Annotated in this window: 21 protein-coding genes; 13 read left to right on the forward strand and 8 right to left on the reverse strand. The window is 68.0% G+C overall.

All coding sequences use genetic code 11. The features are described from left to right. The first annotated feature begins 15 nt into the window (after positions 1–15). The 6 genes from HBE64_RS20800 (at position 16) to HBE64_RS20825 (ending at position 4,102) form a co-directional block, all read left to right on the forward strand. A complete protein-coding gene (locus HBE64_RS20800) occupies positions 16–717 on the forward strand; it encodes an HAD family hydrolase (RefSeq protein ID WP_167106532.1) in 702 nt (233 codons plus the stop codon). Positions 718–839: 122 nt separating this feature from the next. Continuing rightward, the gene (locus tag HBE64_RS20805) at positions 840–1,292 is read left to right on the forward strand and encodes a nitroreductase family deazaflavin-dependent oxidoreductase (RefSeq protein ID WP_167106535.1); all 453 of its coding nucleotides are present in this window, start codon (positions 840–842) and stop codon (positions 1,290–1,292) included. After that, on the forward strand, positions 1,289–1,921 hold the full coding sequence (locus HBE64_RS20810; RefSeq protein WP_167106538.1) for a hypothetical protein: 633 nt from the start codon (positions 1,289–1,291) through the stop codon (positions 1,919–1,921). The genes HBE64_RS20805 and HBE64_RS20810 overlap by 4 nt, the downstream gene beginning before the upstream one ends. Next, positions 1,918–2,823 (forward strand): 1,4-dihydroxy-2-naphthoyl-CoA synthase, encoded by a 906-nt coding sequence (locus tag HBE64_RS20815; RefSeq protein ID WP_208300517.1) that lies wholly within the window; start codon positions 1,918–1,920, stop codon positions 2,821–2,823. The genes HBE64_RS20810 and HBE64_RS20815 overlap by 4 nt, the downstream gene beginning before the upstream one ends. Before the next feature lie 76 nt (positions 2,824–2,899). Continuing rightward, positions 2,900–3,700 (forward strand): SDR family oxidoreductase, encoded by an 801-nt coding sequence (locus tag HBE64_RS20820; protein WP_243841704.1) that lies wholly within the window; start codon positions 2,900–2,902, stop codon positions 3,698–3,700. Positions 3,701–3,715: 15 nt separating this feature from the next. Further along, a complete protein-coding gene (locus tag HBE64_RS20825) occupies positions 3,716–4,102 on the forward strand; it encodes a VOC family protein (protein WP_167106544.1) in 387 nt (128 codons plus the stop codon). Here the strand turns inward: HBE64_RS20825 and HBE64_RS20830 are convergent. Genes HBE64_RS20830 through HBE64_RS20840 form a run of 3 tightly spaced genes read right to left on the reverse strand, consistent with a single transcriptional unit; the run spans position 4,099 to position 5,990 of the window. Continuing rightward, a complete protein-coding gene (locus tag HBE64_RS20830) occupies positions 4,099–4,413 on the reverse strand; it encodes a DUF3349 domain-containing protein (protein ID WP_167106547.1) in 315 nt (104 codons plus the stop codon). The genes HBE64_RS20825 and HBE64_RS20830 overlap by 4 nt on opposite strands. Positions 4,414–4,420: 7 nt before the next feature. Then, positions 4,421–4,705: a hypothetical protein gene (locus HBE64_RS20835; protein WP_167106550.1), complete on the reverse strand. Its 285-nt coding sequence runs from the start codon at positions 4,703–4,705 to the stop codon at positions 4,421–4,423. Positions 4,706–4,733: 28 nt separating this feature from the next. Continuing rightward, positions 4,734–5,990 (reverse strand): inorganic phosphate transporter, encoded by a 1,257-nt coding sequence (locus HBE64_RS20840; protein WP_167106553.1) that lies wholly within the window; start codon positions 5,988–5,990, stop codon positions 4,734–4,736. A gap of 245 nt (positions 5,991–6,235) precedes the next feature. Between HBE64_RS20840 and HBE64_RS20845 the strand changes: the two genes are divergently transcribed. Genes HBE64_RS20845 through HBE64_RS20865 form a run of 5 tightly spaced genes read left to right on the forward strand, consistent with a single transcriptional unit; the run spans position 6,236 to position 10,404 of the window. After that, positions 6,236–6,538, forward strand: a complete 303-nt coding sequence (locus HBE64_RS20845) for a DUF3349 domain-containing protein (protein WP_167109499.1) — start codon at positions 6,236–6,238, stop codon at positions 6,536–6,538. A 50-nt stretch (positions 6,539–6,588) separates the two neighbouring features. Further along, positions 6,589–7,734 (forward strand): o-succinylbenzoate--CoA ligase, encoded by a 1,146-nt coding sequence (gene menE / locus HBE64_RS20850; protein ID WP_371744208.1) that lies wholly within the window; start codon positions 6,589–6,591, stop codon positions 7,732–7,734. Positions 7,735–7,763: 29 nt separating this feature from the next. Further along, the gene (locus HBE64_RS20855; protein WP_167106556.1) at positions 7,764–8,636 is read left to right on the forward strand and encodes an alpha/beta fold hydrolase; all 873 of its coding nucleotides are present in this window, start codon (positions 7,764–7,766) and stop codon (positions 8,634–8,636) included. Then, positions 8,633–9,025 (forward strand): TIGR03668 family PPOX class F420-dependent oxidoreductase, encoded by a 393-nt coding sequence (locus HBE64_RS20860; RefSeq protein WP_167106559.1) that lies wholly within the window; start codon positions 8,633–8,635, stop codon positions 9,023–9,025. The genes HBE64_RS20855 and HBE64_RS20860 overlap by 4 nt, the downstream gene beginning before the upstream one ends. Before the next feature lie 23 nt (positions 9,026–9,048). Beyond that, positions 9,049–10,404, forward strand: a complete 1,356-nt coding sequence (locus HBE64_RS20865) for a hypothetical protein (RefSeq protein WP_167106562.1) — start codon at positions 9,049–9,051, stop codon at positions 10,402–10,404. Here the strand turns inward: HBE64_RS20865 and HBE64_RS20870 are convergent. The 5 genes from HBE64_RS20870 to HBE64_RS20890 are packed head-to-tail and all read right to left on the reverse strand — an operon-like array spanning position 10,318 to position 13,870. Further along, positions 10,318–10,797 carry a hypothetical protein gene (locus HBE64_RS20870; protein WP_167106564.1) on the reverse strand — a complete coding sequence of 160 codons (480 nt, stop codon included), beginning with the start codon at positions 10,795–10,797 and terminating at the stop codon, positions 10,318–10,320. The genes HBE64_RS20865 and HBE64_RS20870 overlap by 87 nt on opposite strands. Further along, positions 10,794–11,930 (reverse strand): molybdopterin-dependent oxidoreductase, encoded by a 1,137-nt coding sequence (locus HBE64_RS20875; protein WP_167106567.1) that lies wholly within the window; start codon positions 11,928–11,930, stop codon positions 10,794–10,796. Before HBE64_RS20875 ends, HBE64_RS20870 begins: the two co-directional genes overlap by 4 nt. After that, complete coding sequence (locus tag HBE64_RS20880; RefSeq protein WP_167106570.1) at positions 11,927–12,553, reverse strand: methyltransferase domain-containing protein; 627 nt, start codon at positions 12,551–12,553, stop codon at positions 11,927–11,929. Before HBE64_RS20880 ends, HBE64_RS20875 begins: the two co-directional genes overlap by 4 nt. Position 12,554: 1 nt before the next feature. Beyond that, positions 12,555–13,214, reverse strand: coding sequence for a DUF2064 domain-containing protein (locus HBE64_RS20885; RefSeq protein WP_167109503.1), 660 nt, complete (start codon positions 13,212–13,214; stop codon positions 12,555–12,557). Further along, entirely contained in the window at positions 13,214–13,870 is a 657-nt protein-coding gene (locus HBE64_RS20890; protein ID WP_208300518.1) for a glycosyltransferase family 2 protein, read from the reverse strand. Before HBE64_RS20890 ends, HBE64_RS20885 begins: the two co-directional genes overlap by 1 nt. An 88-nt stretch (positions 13,871–13,958) precedes the next feature. Between HBE64_RS20890 and HBE64_RS20895 the strand changes: the two genes are divergently transcribed. Together HBE64_RS20895 and HBE64_RS20900 are read left to right on the forward strand one after the other, a co-directional pair. Then, the gene (locus tag HBE64_RS20895; RefSeq protein WP_167106573.1) at positions 13,959–14,663 is read left to right on the forward strand and encodes a response regulator transcription factor; all 705 of its coding nucleotides are present in this window, start codon (positions 13,959–13,961) and stop codon (positions 14,661–14,663) included. After that, positions 14,644–15,672 (forward strand): sensor histidine kinase, encoded by a 1,029-nt coding sequence (locus HBE64_RS20900; RefSeq protein WP_371744021.1) that lies wholly within the window; start codon positions 14,644–14,646, stop codon positions 15,670–15,672. The genes HBE64_RS20895 and HBE64_RS20900 overlap by 20 nt, the downstream gene beginning before the upstream one ends. Positions 15,673–15,702 lie beyond the last annotated feature (30 nt).

The following is a 15,702-nucleotide window of genomic DNA, read 5'->3' on the forward strand; positions in this document are numbered from 1 at the left end:
AACGGGAGTGGAACGATGGGTGCCATGCCCATCCGCGCCGTCCTCTTCGATTTTTCCGGCACGCTGTTCCGCCTGGAGGAGGACGACAGCTGGTTCGCCGGCATGGAACTGGTCGACGACTCGTTGTCCCCGGCCGGCCGCCGCGCTGTCGACACGCACGTCCAGGCCGAGCTGATGGAACGGCTCACCCACCCCACCGGCGGCAACATCGAGCTGACCGAGGCGGCCTACCAGACATGGCTGAACCGCGACCTCGCGCCGTACCTGCACCGGGAGGCCTACCTGCACGTGCTGCGCGAGTCAGGCCTGCCGTCGCGCCACGCCGAGTCCCTCTACGACAAAGTCGTCGACCCGGCCTCGTGGCGGCCCTACCCCGACACCGTCGAGGTGCTGCGGTCGCTGCGCGAGCGTGGACTGCGCACCGCGGTGGTCTCCAACATCGCGTTCGACATCCGGCCGGCGTTCGTGACGGCGGGAGCCGACGCCGATGAGTTCGTGCTCTCGTTCGAGGTCGGCGCGGTCAAACCCGACCCGCGCATCTTCCTGGTCGCACTCGAGCGGCTGGGCGTCAGCGCCGAGGAGGCGATCATGGTCGGCGACAGCGAGGAGAACGACGGTGCGGCGCGCGATCTCGGGTGCGAGTTCGTTCTGGTCGACCCGTTGCCGATTGCGCAGCGGCCGACCGGGCTGATCGACGGGCTGCTGGCCCGCCTCTGAGCGACTGCCGGGCTTGGCGCAGCGCAACGGAAGTGGTTGCCGCACTGCAGATCCGGGGCGGCTGCAGCACACGCGCGACGACTCCCCCACAGCGGCCGGCGCGAGGGGTAGCGTTTGACGTCATGGCCGACTCTGAGCGCATCATCCCGCCGTGGTGGCTGAAGCCCATGAACAAGGTCTTCATGGGGGCGATGCGGCTGGGCATCGTCAAGGACGGCCCGGTGGTGCTGACGGTGCCGGGCCGCAAGTCAGGCAAGCCGCGCTCGACCCCGATCACCCCGTTCACCGTCGACGGCAAGCGCTATGTGGTCGGCGGCTTCCCGGGCGCGGACTGGGTGCGCAACGTCCGCGCCGCTGACGCCGTCACCGTGACCCAGGGCAAACGCTCCGAACGCCTGCACATGGTCGAGCTGCCGCCTGACGAGGCCCGCCCACTGCTGCGGGCCTTTCCCGCCCTGGTGCCGACCGGCGTGAGCTTCATGAAGAACGCCGGCCTGGTCACCGAGGGCAAGCCCGACGAGTTCGAAGCATTGGCCGGGCGGTGCGCGGTGTTCCGGTTCGACCCGATCTCATGACCCGGCTCTGGTTGATCGTCACGGCCGCACTGGTGTGTGCTGTCACGAATGCTCCTGCCGCCCAGGCGAATCCGATCTGCACGGCTGGCGGCCCGCCCCCCGGCTCGGCCAGTAAGGCCTACGCCGGCGGCACCGTGTGGATCAGCCCCGACGGGCTCGTCGGCGTCTCCACCGCGGACGGCAACGGCCGGGTTCGGGTACCCAGCGCGTCGCCGATGCCGCTTCAGGCGCTGGTGATCGACGCCCAATCCGACGGTCAGCAACAACTCATCGTCAGCGACGGCCGCGTCGCGCACCTCTTCGCCCTCACCGGCTGCACGATCTCCACCGTCTACGACGGGCAGGGCGAACCATTCCTGTTCGACCTGCAGAACCTGCGCGGCAACGGCACCGGAATCGGGTGCAGCGATCTCGGCGACGGCCGCCGTCTGGTAGGACTGCAGGCGCTGCCCGACGGTGCCGGGTACACGGTGCGCCGCACCGAGATCGACCTGGACGGGCCGGTCGCGACCATCGGCCGCTCCGATACCGTTCCCGGTGGCTCCCAGCAGGACCCGGTCGTCGCCTCGGCGATGACCATCAGCTGCGGCGCACAGACCATCACCCAGGACGGAGTTCAACAACCTTGAGTGCGGACAACCCCTTCGACCCGTCCCTGTGGCGAGCCGTCGACGGCTTCGAGGACCTGACCGACATCACCTACCACCGGCACGTCTCCGACGGCACGGTGCGGGTGGCGTTCAACCGGCCGGAGGTGCGCAACGCGTTTCGCCCCCACACTGTCGACGAGCTGTACCGCGCGCTTGATCACGCCCGGATGTCACCGGATGTCGGTGTGGTGCTGCTGACCGGCAACGGCCCCTCGGCCAAGGACGGCGGCTGGGCGTTCTGCTCGGGCGGCGATCAGCGCATCCGCGGGCGCACCGGATATCAGTACGCCGAGGGCGAGACGGCCGACACCGTCGACGTGGCCCGGGCGGGCCGGCTGCACATCCTCGAGGTGCAGCGGCTCATCCGCTTCATGCCCAAGGTGGTCATCTGCCTGGTCAACGGCTGGGCCGCCGGCGGCGGGCACAGCCTGCACGTGGTGTGCGACCTCACCCTGGCCAGCCGCGAGCACGCCCGCTTCAAGCAGACCGACGCCGACGTGGGCAGCTTCGACGGCGGCTACGGCAGCGCGTACCTGGCCCGCCAGGTCGGACAGAAGTTCGCCAGGGAGATCTTCTTCCTCGGCGAGACCTACACCGCCGAGCAGATGCACCAGATGGGCGCCGTCAACCGGGTGATCGACCACGCCGAGCTGGAGACCGCCGGGGTGGCCTGGGCCAAGGCCATCAACGGCAAATCGCCTCAGGCGCAACGCATGTTGAAGTTCGCGTTCAACCTGCTCGACGACGGACTGGTCGGCCAGCAGCTGTTCGCCGGGGAGGCCACCCGGCTGGCCTACATGACCGACGAAGCCGTCGAGGGCCGCGATGCGTTCCTCGAGAAGCGCGATCCGGACTGGAGCCCGTTCCCGCGGTACTTCTGATTCCGGGCAGTCCATAGACTCACGGCTCGTGAACCCTTTGCGCCGCAGGTTGACCGAGGCCATCGCGCTGGCCGGCATGCGTCCCCCGCTCAGCGTGCCCACCGGCACCACCGTCGACCTGCGCGGCAAGCGGGTCCTGGTGACCGGCGCATCCTCCGGGATCGGGGAAGCCGGCGCGGAGTTGTTCGCCCGGGCGGGAGCCGATGTGATTGTCGTCGCCCGTCGTGCGGACCTGCTCGAGGCGGTCGCCGAACGCATCACCACCGGGGGCGGGCAGGCCACCGCGATCCCCTGCGACCTTGCCGACCTCGACGCCGTCGACGCCCTGGTGGACACCGTCGGCGCCGTCGACATCCTGGTCAACAACGCGGGCCGGTCGATCCGGCGGCCGCTGGCCGAGTCGCTGGACCGCTGGCATGACGTCGAACGCACCATGACCCTGAACTACTACTCGCCGCTGCGGCTCATCCGGGGTTTCGCCCCGGGCATGATCGAACGCGGCGACGGGCACATCATCAACGTCTCGACGTGGGGAGTGCTCAGCGAGGCCTCGCCCTTGTTCGGTGTCTACAACGCCTCCAAGGCGGCGCTCAGCGCGGTCAGCCGCGTCATCGAAACCGAATGGTCCGGCCAGGGCGTACACTCGACAACCCTGTACTACCCCTTGGTCGCGACCCCGATGATCGCCCCGACCCGGGCCTACGACGGCCTTCCCGCGCTCACCCCGCAGGAGGCCGGCCAGTGGATGATCGACGCCGCCCGGCACCGACCGGTGCGCATCGCCCCGCGGATCGCCGTCACCGCCCGCGCCATCGACGTCGTCGCTCCGGGTGTGCTCAACCGGATGATGAAGCGTCAGCGCGTGCAGCCCAACTGAGGTAGACACGAAGCCATGGAGATCCTGGCGAGCCGGACGTTGTTCCGGCCGGCCGACTATCCGCACTCGGTCAGCTTCTATCGCGACGCCATCGGACTGGCTGTCGCCCGCGAGTACGTCGGCGGCACCGTGTTCTACGCCGGGCAGTCGTTGATCGAACTCGCCGCCCACGGCGCGCCGACGGCTCCGGGCGGCCCGTTTCCCGGCGCGCTGTGGCTTCAGGTCCGCGACCTCTACGCCACGCGAGACGAATTGCGAAGTCGCAGTGTGGAAATCGTCCGCGAAGCCCGGCAGGAGCCGTGGGGTCTGCACGAGATGCACGTCGTCGACCCGGACGGGGTGACGCTGATCTTCGTCCAGATTCCCGACGACCACCCGCTACGCCGGGACACCCGCGGCTAGTGCGTGGCCCCCACCAACGGCCAGCCCACTGAGGCCAACCGGGCCGCAACCTGGTTCAGCTCTTCAGGATTCGGCTCTTTTTCGATCACGTCCCGGATCGCCTGACGCAGCTGCTCGGGCGTGACGGGCGTGTCGTAGTCAGTATGCCGCAGGATCGTCGAGGCAGCCTGGACGACCTCGTCTTCGGTCAGCGACCTCTTCAGCAGGGCGAGCAGGGGGTAGTAGTCCTTTGGAGGAACTCCCTCGGGGTACCCCTTGTGCAGCCAATCGAGAACGCTCTCCAGAAAATTGGTGTGCTCTTCAGCAGTCATCGTCCGCTCACTTCTTGGGGAGCATCGGGAACAGGTCGACGCCGAAGTGATGGATGATCGTCGCCCGGGTGATCCACAGGACGGCGGTCACGATCACCAGGGAGACGAAGAGAAACAACAGAATCCCGAAGTACTTCAGCGCCGGATTGGGCTTGTGGATGACGTGGTCGGCCTCTTCGCCGCCGGCGCCGAACGAGTAGGCCAGCATCCCCGTGGCGAACAGAGCCGGCAGGCCGGCGCCGAGGACAAGTCCGACGATCAGGACTTTGATAATGGACTCGAAATACTGCATGAGGTCTGTCCTTTACTCCGGGCGACGATCAGACGGACGCTTTGGGCGAAGTCGGCTTTGCAACCTTGGTTGCCTCGCGGACCTCAGCTGGGACTACCGAGTTGGTGGAGGTGTCCCAGTCCGCATTGACGTTGCTGCTGTCGACCTTCTGCTGCTGGGCCCGCCACCACATGTAGAACGAGAGCCCAACCAGGATCACGAAGATCAGGCCATCCCCTGCCAACTGCGAGGAGGTCAGGGACTTCACTGCGTCGGACAGCCAGTAGGACAGTGCACCGACGAGTGCAGCTGCCGGCAGGGTGACCAGCCAGGCCACCGCCATCCGGCCGGCGACTGCCCAGCGGACCTCAGCCCCCGGCTTGCCCACGCCGCTGCCCAGGATCGAGCCGGTGGCGACGTGAGTGGTCGACAGCGCCATACCGGCCGCGCTGGAGCTCAGGATGATCGCGGCCGAGGAGGCCTCAGCAGCCAGGCCCTGGGGGGACTCGATCTCCACCAGGCCCTTACCGAGCGTCCGGATGACGCGCCAGCCGCCGATGTAGGTACCGAGGCCGATGGCCAAGGCGCAGGAGAGGATGATCCAGAACGGCAGACCGTCCTTCTTCACGTCGCCGGTAAGGTGACCCGTGGTGATCAGCGCCAGCGCGATCACGCCCATGGTCTTCTGTGCGTCATTGGTGCCGTGGGCGAGCGCGACCAGCGACGCCGTCGCGATCTGGCCCCACCGGAAGCCCTCCTCGCGGCGACGCGCGAGCACCTTGCGGGTGATCCGGTACACCAACCAGGTCCCGCACGCTGCGACGACGCCGGCGATGACCGGTGCGGCAACCGCCGGGATGAGCACCTTCTCGGTGACGCCCTTCCAGTTGACACCCGCCATCCCGAGCGCGGCCAGGCCGGCGCCGATCAAGCCGCCGAACAGCGCGTGAGACGAGCTGGACGGGATGCCGAACAGCCAGGTCAGCAGGTTCCACAGAATGCCGCCGATCAGGCCCGCGAAGATGATCGTGAGCCCCATCGACGCATCGATGTTCGGCAGCAGGTGACCGGTCTTCGAGTCCTGCACCTTCAGCACGGACGTGGTGACCGTGACAGCGACCTCGACCGACAGGAAGGCGCCGACCAGGTTCAGGATGCCCGCGAGGAGCACCGCTGTCTTGGGCTTCAGCGCCCCTGTGGCGATCGAGGTGGCCATGGCGTTACCGGTGTCATGGAACCCATTGGTGAAATCGAATGCCAGTGCTGTCGCAATCAACAGCACCAGGATGATCATCTCGGCGCTCATAGGCTGTGATTCTGCTGGGTCAGACGACCCTTTGCCTAGTTGCCGAAAGTCACCGAAATCGCTGTAAGCAGGGCATTTGCAAACCCCCCGGCAGGTGTTCATCGGTTGTTCACCTGCCATAGTGCCGACGTTGGCCTGTTCCGCCGGGCGCAGGGTAGATCCATAGCGCGGCACCCCTTGGTGCCGACTAAGATTCTCGACGTCCATCGGGCGCCTGCGGACGCCCCGGCCAGGGAGATGCCGTGGTGTCCAATTTCATCACCAAGATCGTGGCCTGGATCAAATCCGGCTACCCCGACGGTGTTCCCCGCCCGGACCAGGTTCCACTGTTTGCGCTTCTGCGTCGTCGGCTCACCGACGACGAGGTCAAAGCCGTCGCGCAGACGCTTCTCGACAGCGGCGAGTTCGACCACGTCGACATCGGCGTCCTCATCACCGAGATCACCGATGACCTGCCCTCACCGGAGGACGTGGAGCGGGTCCGGGCCAAGCTGGCCACCTACGGCTGGCCGCTGGATGATCCGCGGGACAGTGAGGAAGCCGAATAACCACGCTGCGAGCCCTCGCCATCCCCCCCGGCCCCTCGGCACAGTCACTGCTGGCAGCGCTCGGGGGTGTCCTCGACGGGCGTGACGCCCCACTGGTTCCCATCCCTGCCGGAGATCTGCGGGAGAGCGAACTGCTGACGACCTCGTTGCGGGTCGGTGAAGAGATCGACGACGACGTCGCACTGGTGGTGTCGACGTCGGGCACCACCGGAACACCCAAGGGCGCGATGCTCACCCCGGCCGCACTGATCGCGAGCGCGGCGGCGACGCACGACCGCCTCGGCGGTCCGGGCACCTGGCTGCTGGCGCTGCCCACCCACCACATCGCCGGGATCCAGGTTCTGGTGCGCAGCCTGCAGGCCGGCACGGTGCCCGTCGAACTCGACGTCTCGGCGGGCTTCGACCCAACCGAATTGCCAACGGCGGTAGCCCAATTGGGCTCCGGTCGGCGTTACACCTCGATGGTGGCCACTCAGCTCGCCAAGGCGCTGCTGGATCCCGAAGCCACCGCGGCACTGGCTGAACTCGACGCTGTGCTGCTCGGCGGCGGGCCGGCCCCGCGACCGGTACTCGACGGCGCGGCGGCCGCCGGAATCGCGGTGGTGCGCACCTACGGTTCGAGCGAGACCGCCGGCGGCTGCGTCTACGACGGGGTTCCGCTCGACGGGGTGCGGATACGGCTGGACGACGGCACCGAGCCGGGCGAGGGACGCATCGTGATCGGCGGGCCGACACTGGCCAAGGGCTATCGCAACCCGCCTGACCCCGACCCGTTCGCCGAGGCGGGCTGGTTTCACACCGACGACCTCGGCATGGTCGACGACAACGGGCGGCTGGTGGTTCTGGGGCGCGCCGACGAAGCGATCAGCACCGGTGGGCTGACTGTGCTGCCCGGACCCGTCGAGGCCGTACTGTCGCGGCACCCGGCCATCGCCGACTGCGCGGTGTTCGGGGTGCCCGACGAACGTCTGGGTCAGCGGGTGGTGGCCGCGGTCGTCGTCGTCCCCGGCGCGGTCGAGCCGAGCATCGACGACATCAAGGACTACCTCGCCCACTCGCTGGATTCGACGGCCGCACCGCGGGAACTCCACATCATCGACGAACTGCCCCGCCGGGGCATCGGCAAGTTGGACCGCCGGGCATTGCGGCTCCGCTTCGAAAACGGCGGAGATTTGCCAGGCGGCTACGGTTGGTGAACAATTGTTCACTGAAGGAGGTCTTTCCTATGGGCGACCTGAAATATCTCGACCTGCACGGTGACCGCGTGGCCTACCTCGACGAAGGCCAGGGCGAGGTGATCCTGCTGATCCACGGCATGGCAGGCAGCTCGCAGACCTGGCGGTCGGTAATCCGGCCGCTGTCGCGCAAGTACCGCGTCGTGGCACCGGACCTGCTCGGGCACGGCAACTCCGCCAAACCGCGCAGCGACTACTCGCTGGGCGCGTTCGCGGTGTCACTGCGCGACCTGCTCGACGAGTTGGGCGTCGCGCAGGCCACCGTCGTCGGCCATTCGCTCGGCGGCGGGGTGGCCATGCAGTTCGTCTACCAGCATCCCGACTACGCCCAGCGCCTGATCCTGATCGGCAGCGGTGGGCTGGGTCCCGATGTCGGCTGGACCCTGCGACTGCTGTCGGCACCGGGAGCCGAGTTCATCATGCCGATCATCGCGCCACCGCCGGTGCTGTCGGTCGGCGAAAAGGTTCGCTCCCTGTTCGCCAAGATGGGGATCGAGTCGCCGCGCGGCGCCGAGATCTGGAACGCCTACAGCTCGTTCTCCGACGCCGAGACCCGGCAGGCGTTCCTGCGCACACTGCGCTCCGTGGTCGACTTCCGCGGTCAGTCGGTCAGCGCGTTGAACCGCTTGCACGTCAAGGCAAACCTGCCGACGATGGCGATCTGGGGCGACCAGGACGCGATCATCCCCGTCGACCACGCCTACGCCGCCCAGGCAACCCGGCCCGACGTCCGGCTGGAAGTGCTGACCGGTGTGGGGCACTTCCCCCAGGTCGAGCGGCCGGCCGAGGTCGTCGAGCTCATCGAGGACTTCATCGCCACCGAGCCGGGCGCCGTCATCGAGCAGCCCGCCACCCCGGTGTGACCGAGCGGTTCGCCTCCGCACCCGTCGCGCGGCTGGCGACGGTGACACCCGAGGGCCGTCCGCACGTGGTGCCGATCGTGTTCGCCGTCGACGGCGACGTCATCTACACCGCGGTCGACGGCAAACCGAAGTCCACGCAGCGGCTGCGCAGGCTGGCCAATATCGCGGCCAATCCATCGGTGAGTGTGCTGGTCGACCACTACGGCGACGACTGGTCCCAGCTGTGGTGGGTACGGGCCGACGGTGTCGCCTCGATCGTGGCGGACGGACCCGAGTTCGACCGGGGCGTGAGGTTGTTGCGGGCGAAATACCCTCAGTATGAATCGGTTTCACTCGACGGTCCGGCGCTGGTGGTGACGGTGCAGAAGTGGACGTCCTGGCCGGGTTGAGGGCCCTCGTAAGCTGGATAACCGTGAGCATCGGGCGCAAGGAAGCGATCGCGGTCAGCGTCGGTGTTCTCCTGGTGGCTGCGGCATTCATCGTCCCGCACCTGAACCTGGGCATCGTCACACCGCTGGTCAACATGAAGCCGGCGGAGATCAAGGCGTTCGCCGACGCCGCCCCGATCTTCGGCTGGTGGAACGCCCATATCGGCTGGGGCACCGTACCGGCGATTGTGATCGGCGCCGCCGCCGTGATCTGGGGGGCCGCGCTCGCCCAACGGCTGTCCTGGCGTGCGCTGACCTTCACGGTGTGGGCGACGTCCTTCGCGTGGGCGTTCGCGCTGGCGATGATCGACGGCTGGCAGCGCGGGTTCGCCGGCCGGCTCACCGCACGCCACGAGTACCTGCGCCAGGTGCCCACCATCACTGACATCCCCGAGGCTGTTCGCACGTTCTCGAGCAGAATCCTGGATTTCCAACCGAATTCGTGGATCACCCACGTCTCCGGCCACCCACCTGGCGCCCTGCTGACCTTCGTATGGCTCGAGCGGATCGGACTCGGCGGCGGCGCCTGGGCCGCGTTGTGGTGCGTGCTGATCGGGTCCAGCGCAGCCGCGGCGGTGATCGTGGCGGTGCGGGCGCTCAGCGACGAGGCCACCGCGCGCCTGGTCGCACCGTTCGTCGCGGTGGCCCCCACGGCCATCTGGATCGCGGTCTCGGCCGACGGCTACTTCACCGGGGTGGCCGCCTGGGGTATCGCCCTGCTGGCGTTGGCCGTTCGCCAACGAGTGCGCCGGCCGTGGCTTGCCGCCACCGGGGCGGGGCTGCTGCTGGGGTGGGGCATCTTCGTCAACTATGGCCTGGCGTTGATTGCGCTGCCCGCGGTGGCGGTGCTGATCTGTGCCGCCGACTGCCGCACCGCGCTACGCACACTGATCCCTGCGGTGCTGGCCGCGCTGGCGGTCGTCGCCGTGTTCGCCGTGGCCGGATTCTGGTGGTTCGACGGCTACGTTCTTGTCCAACAACGCTATTGGCAGGGCATCGCGAACAACCGGCCGTTCCAGTACTGGGGTTGGGCCAACTTCGCGTCCGTGGTGTGCGCCATCGGCCTGGGCAGCGTGGCCGGTATCGGCCGGGTACTCGACATCGCGGCGATCAAGCGCCGCTCGGGCCTGCACATGCTGGTGCTGGCTGCCCTGGCGGCAATCGTGTTCGCCGACCTGTCGATGCTGTCCAAGGCCGAGACCGAACGGATCTGGCTGCCGTTCACGGTGTGGCTGACCGCCGCGGGTGCCCTGTTACCCGCCCGCACCCACCGATGGTGGCTGAGCCTCAATATCACCGGCGCCCTGCTGTTGAACCACCTGATCCTGACGAACTGGTAGCAAGCGGTCGCCGACCAGGTAAAGCAACGCCGCGCCCCACACCACCGCCAACGCGATCCAGAACCCGGTCTGATAGTCGCGGTCGAGCACCGTGAGATTGTCCAGATGCTGACCCGGCTTGGAGTACACCGGAATGGCCAGCGCCACCAGCACCACCGTCAGCAGCCCGGCCACCAGCACCGGCGTCCACCACCGGTGCGGCAGCAGCCGCCGACCGGCGAACCCGAGTGCCACGCACAGCGGCGCGAACACCGCATCATGCAACAGCACCCCGATCAGCGCCCAGGCCACGATGCGGATGATCACCTCGGTCGAGTTGTCCCACACCAGCACCGCGCCGTAGACCCCGACGGCCAGGCCCGCGACAACGAGAGCTACCCGGATACCGTTCACTGCACGACCTCAATCCTGGTCAGCCACTTCGTCTGCAGCACACCGGGTCGCGTGGGTGCGATCAGCCGGCACGGGTACCCGTGGTCGAGGTCGAGGGTCTGACCGTTGACCTTCAGCGCGATCAACGTCATCGAGTCACCGGCGTGCCGGGCCGGCAGCACCGTGCGCGAGTACGGGCCCGGCGGCTCCAGCGAGATCATCCGGACATCGGAATCCGGCTTGCCACCAACCGCTTTGACCAGATCTGCCAGCACCACGCCGGTCCAGTCGGCCTCTGCACTCCAGCCTTCGACGCAGGCGATCGGCAACCGATGGGTGGTCTGCGGTAGCGCGGCAAGCTCGGCCAACGAGAACGCCTTGGTGGTCGCGCCGTTGACGACGGTCAGCCGGTACTGCGGCGACTGTGCAGCCTGGATCACCCCGGCGGCCCACGCCGTCCGGTTCACCGGAAGGCCCTGCGGCCCATCACCCGAACGGGGTGCCAGCAGGGAGACCTTCCTGAGCCAGGAAACCGTTTGCCCGGCAGTCAGAATCGTCGCCGCACCCACCGCCAGCCCGGTGCCTGCCAACACCGCGCGACGGCGCGGTCCGTGGTGCGGCATCAGCCCGCCTGCCGGAACATCGTCGAGCGGCTCACCCAGCGCGCGACGGATCACCGGCAGCTTGACACCGATGTGCACCAGCACAGCACCGGCCGCGACATAGGCCATCGCGTAATGGCTTGTGGTGAAGAAGAACTCGAACGCATACCACTGCGCGATGTTCATGATCCCGGTGGACAGCTGAAACAACATGGCGCCCACCAGGACCAGGATCGAGGCCCGCTCCAGCTGCCGGGTGAGCCCGCCGATGATGGGCCGCTCGAACAGTTTCGGGTACACCGACCACAGCTTGACCACCAGCAGCGGGATCGCCGCGATACCGGAGATCACGTGCAGCCCCTGGGTGAACTGGTAGAGCCACACCGGCCGGGTGGGCCAGAAGAACCACGGCTGGGGATGCTGGATGAAGTGGCTGATCAATCCGGTGACAAAGCAGATGGTCACGGCAATGCCCAGTGCGACCCCGACCCGGGCCGTCACCGCGGTGCCACGCAAGGTGTACTTGGTGGCAGCTTTCGCGTCCCCCGTCATTTCAGCGCGAGTGTAGCCACAACACGGTTGCCGATCGGGTGAATCGACACCAACGCCATCCCAACTTCATCTGCCAACGTGGCCGCACAATCCACGCCGACCGCCGCCCATTGAAACCACGGCCCGATGCTGCGCGAGGATTCCAGGCGCACCCAACTGGTACGCACTCCGGCCACATCCGGATCGAATTCCGCCACGCAGCGGCCACCGCGCGACATCAGTTCGGCCGCCCGGCGCAGCACCCGCCGCGGATCACCCGCCAGGCCGATATTGCCGTCGGCCAGCAGCACCGTGCGCCAGCGCCCGGTCCCGGGCAGCGGGTCGAACACGTCGCGCAGAAGTGCCGGAGCCCCGCTTCGCCGGGCCATCCTTACCGCGGTCTCGGACTGATCGACCCCGAGTGCGGGAATACCACGGCGCACCAGATGCGCCACCAAACGCCCTGGACCGCAACCTAAGTCGATGGTGGGGCCGTCACACAGATCGACGACGGCGGTGTCGAAGCTCTTATCCGAACCCTGCCCGAGCCAGCTGTGCACCGGCAGCTTGTGCAGCCGTCCGTCGTCGTGGCGAAGCCAGCAACACTCGCCGTCCAGTGCGCGGTCGTAGAGCTGTCCCAACATGTCAAACCTCTCGTGTGGCGTGCGCGAACCGGCTCGTTGACCGGCAGGCCGCGCGGACCGTAGGGATGTCGTCGACGGTGTCGACGTCGTGCAACTCCTCGACGAGCGACACGTTCTGCACTGTGTGCCGCAGCGCCGCAAGCGTTACAGCACCGGTGTCAGCCTGCGACATCGGCACCTCACGCAGGCATTCGGCAGTGCGGGCCTCGGACACCCCGAGAATCCACCAGCCGCCGTCGCGCGCCATCCCGAGGAGCGCGGGTGTGGCCAACAACGTTCGGGCGCACGAGGTGAGCAACTCGGCACTCACCTGCGGGGTGTCCATCCCGATCTGCAGCACCGGCCGCCCCGCCGCGGCGTCGGCGTGGGCGTTGGCCAGGCGCTCGGCGAAATCGTCGCCGCGCTGGTCGATCACGGTGAACGCGCGCAACCGCTCGCGGATCTCCGCCTGGCGGCACGCCCGGTCGAGCTCACCGGTCATCGCCACCACGCGGGACGCCACCGGGGTATCGGCCACCGCGTCGAGGGTGTCCAGCAATGCCGCCGCGGCGATCTCGGCGGCGGCCTCGTCACCCAGGGTCGCTGCCAGTCGGGTCTTGGCCAGCCCCGGCACCGGCGCCTTGGCCACCACGAGGGCCGTCACCGGTATCGGGGGCTGCATCACGAGATGACCTTCCAGAAGTCGACTGCTGCCGTGAAACTGCCCCGCACCGACCCGCTCACTTTCGACTTCCCTCCGGTACGGGGCCCGTAGTCGACGTCGACCTCGACAACTCGCCAGCCGGCAGCCGCGGCGCGGACCAGTAGTTCGAGCGGGTACCCCGATCGGCGATCGGTCACCCCCAGCCCGAGTAGCGCCTCGCGGCGGGCCACCCGCATCGGGGCGATGTCGTGTACGGCCAGTTTGTGCCGGGTGCGCAACCGCCAGCACACCGCCGCGGTGCCCAGCCGCGCATGCCAGGGCCATTTCAGTCCGCGCACGGGTCGGCGGCGCCCGGTGACCATGTCGGCACCACGGTCCAACTCGGCGACCAGCCGCGGCAAATCGGCCGGATTCAGCGATCCGTCCCCGTCGAGCACCGCCACCAACGCGGTCCCGGCGGCGACAATTCCGGCCTGTACGGCGGCCCCGTAGCCGGGCTGTGACTCGAAAACGACGTCCGCGCCGTGGGTTCGGGCGACCTCGGCGGTGCCGTCGGTGCTGTTGTTGTCAACGACCAGAGCGCGGTAACCAGCCGGTATGGCCGCGAGTACGGCAGGAAGTGACTCCGCCTCGTCGAGGCAGGGCAGCACCACGGTCACCGGACACTCGGGCATGATGACAACTTAGGGCAGCGATGGGGAGTCAATGACGAAACCGTGACGTTGGTGCAGGTGAGGGCCATTGTTCGCTACCCTCGGACCTATGACGGCCAGGGTTCTGATCGCCGACGATGACACCGTCGTGCGCGATGTGGTGCGTCGTTACCTGGAGCGCGACGGCCTGGAAGTCACGGTTGCCGGCGACGGCAGCGAGGCACTGCGGGTGCTGGGCACCCAGCGCATCGACGTGGCGGTGCTCGACGTGATGATGCCCGGGCCCAACGGGCTGTCACTGTGCCGCACGCTGCGCCAGGGCGGCGACTACAGCGTGCCGGTGATTCTGCTGACCGCCCTCGGCGAAGAGGACGACCGCATCGCCGGCTTGGAGGCCGGCGCCGACGACTACCTGACCAAGCCGTTCAGTCCGCGCGAACTGGCACTGCGGGTGCGTTCGGTGCTGCGCCGTGCGCCGTCGCCGGCGGCGGCGCTACCGCTGGAGATCACCGTCGGTGACCTGACGGTGTCGACGGCGTCGCGGTCAGTGACCATCGACGGCAGCCCGGTGGGGCTGACCAACCGAGAGTTTGATCTGCTGCTGTTCTTCTTGACCCACACCGACACCGTCTTCTCCCGCGAGGAGTTGCTGCAGAAGGTGTGGCGCTGGGATTTCGGTGACTTGTCGACGGTCACAGTGCACGTCAAGCGATTGCGTTCCAAGCTTGGCGAGCACCATCGCGTCCAAACGGTCTGGGGCCGTGGATATTTGTGGCGCGGTGAAGCCGGCGGCGGTGATCGTGCCACCGCGTGACATCGCCGAAATCGCACTGCTGGCGCTGGCGTGTTCACTGCCGGTGGTTGTTCTCGGCTGGCTGATCATTCGGCTGGCCAGGTCGTGGTCGATGACGGTCACGATGGTGGCGCTGGTGCTGATACCGGTGCTGGCGACTCTGACCGGCGTCGTTGGGGCCAGCGGGTTCATGATCACCGACACGTTCGCCCGCACCGCCGTGGTGCTGGGCATCGTCGCGGTGGTGACGGTCCCCTCGGCGGTGATGCTGGCCCGCTACCAGGCCCGAAGAACGGTGTGGGAGCAGGAGATTCGCGACGCCGAGCGGGCTGCCGAGCAGTCCCGGCGTCGGTTGGTCGCGTTCGTCAGCCATGACCTTCGCACTCCCCTTGCCGGTATCCGCGCGCTGGCCGAGGCGATCGCCGACGGTGTGGTGCGTGACGACGAAGTACAGGTTCAGGCCAAACACATTGAGCAGGAATCGATCCGGCTCTCCGAGATGGTTGACGACCTGTTCGAGATGTCGAAGATCAACGCCGGTGCGGTATACGCGCCGTACGAGAAGGTGGCCCTCGACGAGGTCGTCGACGACGTTCTGTCGGCGCACCGGATCGCCTCCGAGCGCGCCGGTGTGCACCTGGAGGTGTCGATGCCGCCCAAACCGGTACGGGTCGTCGGCAGCGACCGGGCACTGGTGCGCGTGCTGTCGAATCTGGTGGCCAACGCGATCGCCCACACCCCGACCGGCGGGACGGTGAAACTGGCGGTCGGCTCGGACGCCAAGGGCGCCTGGGCCCGGGTCGACGACACCGGCGTGGGCATCAATGAAGCCGATCTGCCGCGGGTGTTCGACGTCGCTTACCGCGGCTCCAACGGCCGGGTGTCGCGTGCCGACCCGTCACTGCCGAGCGGCTCCGGCCTGGGACTGGCGATCGCCGCCGGGCTGGTGCAGGCCCACCGCGGCACACTCTCAGCACACAACCTGCCGACCGGGGCACGGTTCGAGGTGCGGCTTCCGCTCGCCGACTAGTCTTGGACATGCCGGTGAAGGGAGACCCCG

The sequence above is a fragment of the Mycobacterium sp. DL592 genome, assembly GCF_011694515.1.
Taxonomy (GTDB): domain Bacteria; phylum Actinomycetota; class Actinomycetes; order Mycobacteriales; family Mycobacteriaceae; genus Mycobacterium.

What these genes read in the sequence shown, in the direction of transcription:
- HBE64_RS20830 (WP_167106547.1), bottom strand. Translation starts at nt 4,413, where the DNA reads ATGACTGCTGAAGAGCACACCAATTTTCTGGAGAGCGTTCTCGATTGG.
- HBE64_RS20880 (WP_167106570.1), bottom strand. Translation starts at nt 12,553, where the DNA reads ATGTTGGGACAGCTCTACGACCGCGCACTGGACGGCGAGTGTTGCTGG.
- HBE64_RS20800 (WP_167106532.1), top strand. Translation starts at nt 16, where the DNA reads ATGGGTGCCATGCCCATCCGCGCCGTCCTCTTCGATTTTTCCGGCACG.
- HBE64_RS20820 (WP_243841704.1), top strand. Translation starts at nt 2,900, where the DNA reads ATGCGTCCCCCGCTCAGCGTGCCCACCGGCACCACCGTCGACCTGCGC.
- HBE64_RS20855 (WP_167106556.1), top strand. Translation starts at nt 7,764, where the DNA reads ATGGGCGACCTGAAATATCTCGACCTGCACGGTGACCGCGTGGCCTAC.
- HBE64_RS20875 (WP_167106567.1), bottom strand. Translation starts at nt 11,930, where the DNA reads ATGACGGGGGACGCGAAAGCTGCCACCAAGTACACCTTGCGTGGCACC.
- HBE64_RS20805 (WP_167106535.1), top strand. Translation starts at nt 840, where the DNA reads ATGGCCGACTCTGAGCGCATCATCCCGCCGTGGTGGCTGAAGCCCATG.
- HBE64_RS20840 (WP_167106553.1), bottom strand. Translation starts at nt 5,990, where the DNA reads ATGAGCGCCGAGATGATCATCCTGGTGCTGTTGATTGCGACAGCACTG.
- HBE64_RS20835 (WP_167106550.1), bottom strand. Translation starts at nt 4,705, where the DNA reads ATGCAGTATTTCGAGTCCATTATCAAAGTCCTGATCGTCGGACTTGTC.
- HBE64_RS20885 (WP_167109503.1), bottom strand. Translation starts at nt 13,214, where the DNA reads ATGCAGCCCCCGATACCGGTGACGGCCCTCGTGGTGGCCAAGGCGCCG.
- HBE64_RS20825 (WP_167106544.1), top strand. Translation starts at nt 3,716, where the DNA reads ATGGAGATCCTGGCGAGCCGGACGTTGTTCCGGCCGGCCGACTATCCG.
- HBE64_RS20810 (WP_167106538.1), top strand. Translation starts at nt 1,289, where the DNA reads ATGACCCGGCTCTGGTTGATCGTCACGGCCGCACTGGTGTGTGCTGTC.
- HBE64_RS20895 (WP_167106573.1), top strand. Translation starts at nt 13,959, where the DNA reads ATGACGGCCAGGGTTCTGATCGCCGACGATGACACCGTCGTGCGCGAT.
- HBE64_RS20890 (WP_208300518.1), bottom strand. Translation starts at nt 13,870, where the DNA reads ATGCCCGAGTGTCCGGTGACCGTGGTGCTGCCCTGCCTCGACGAGGCG.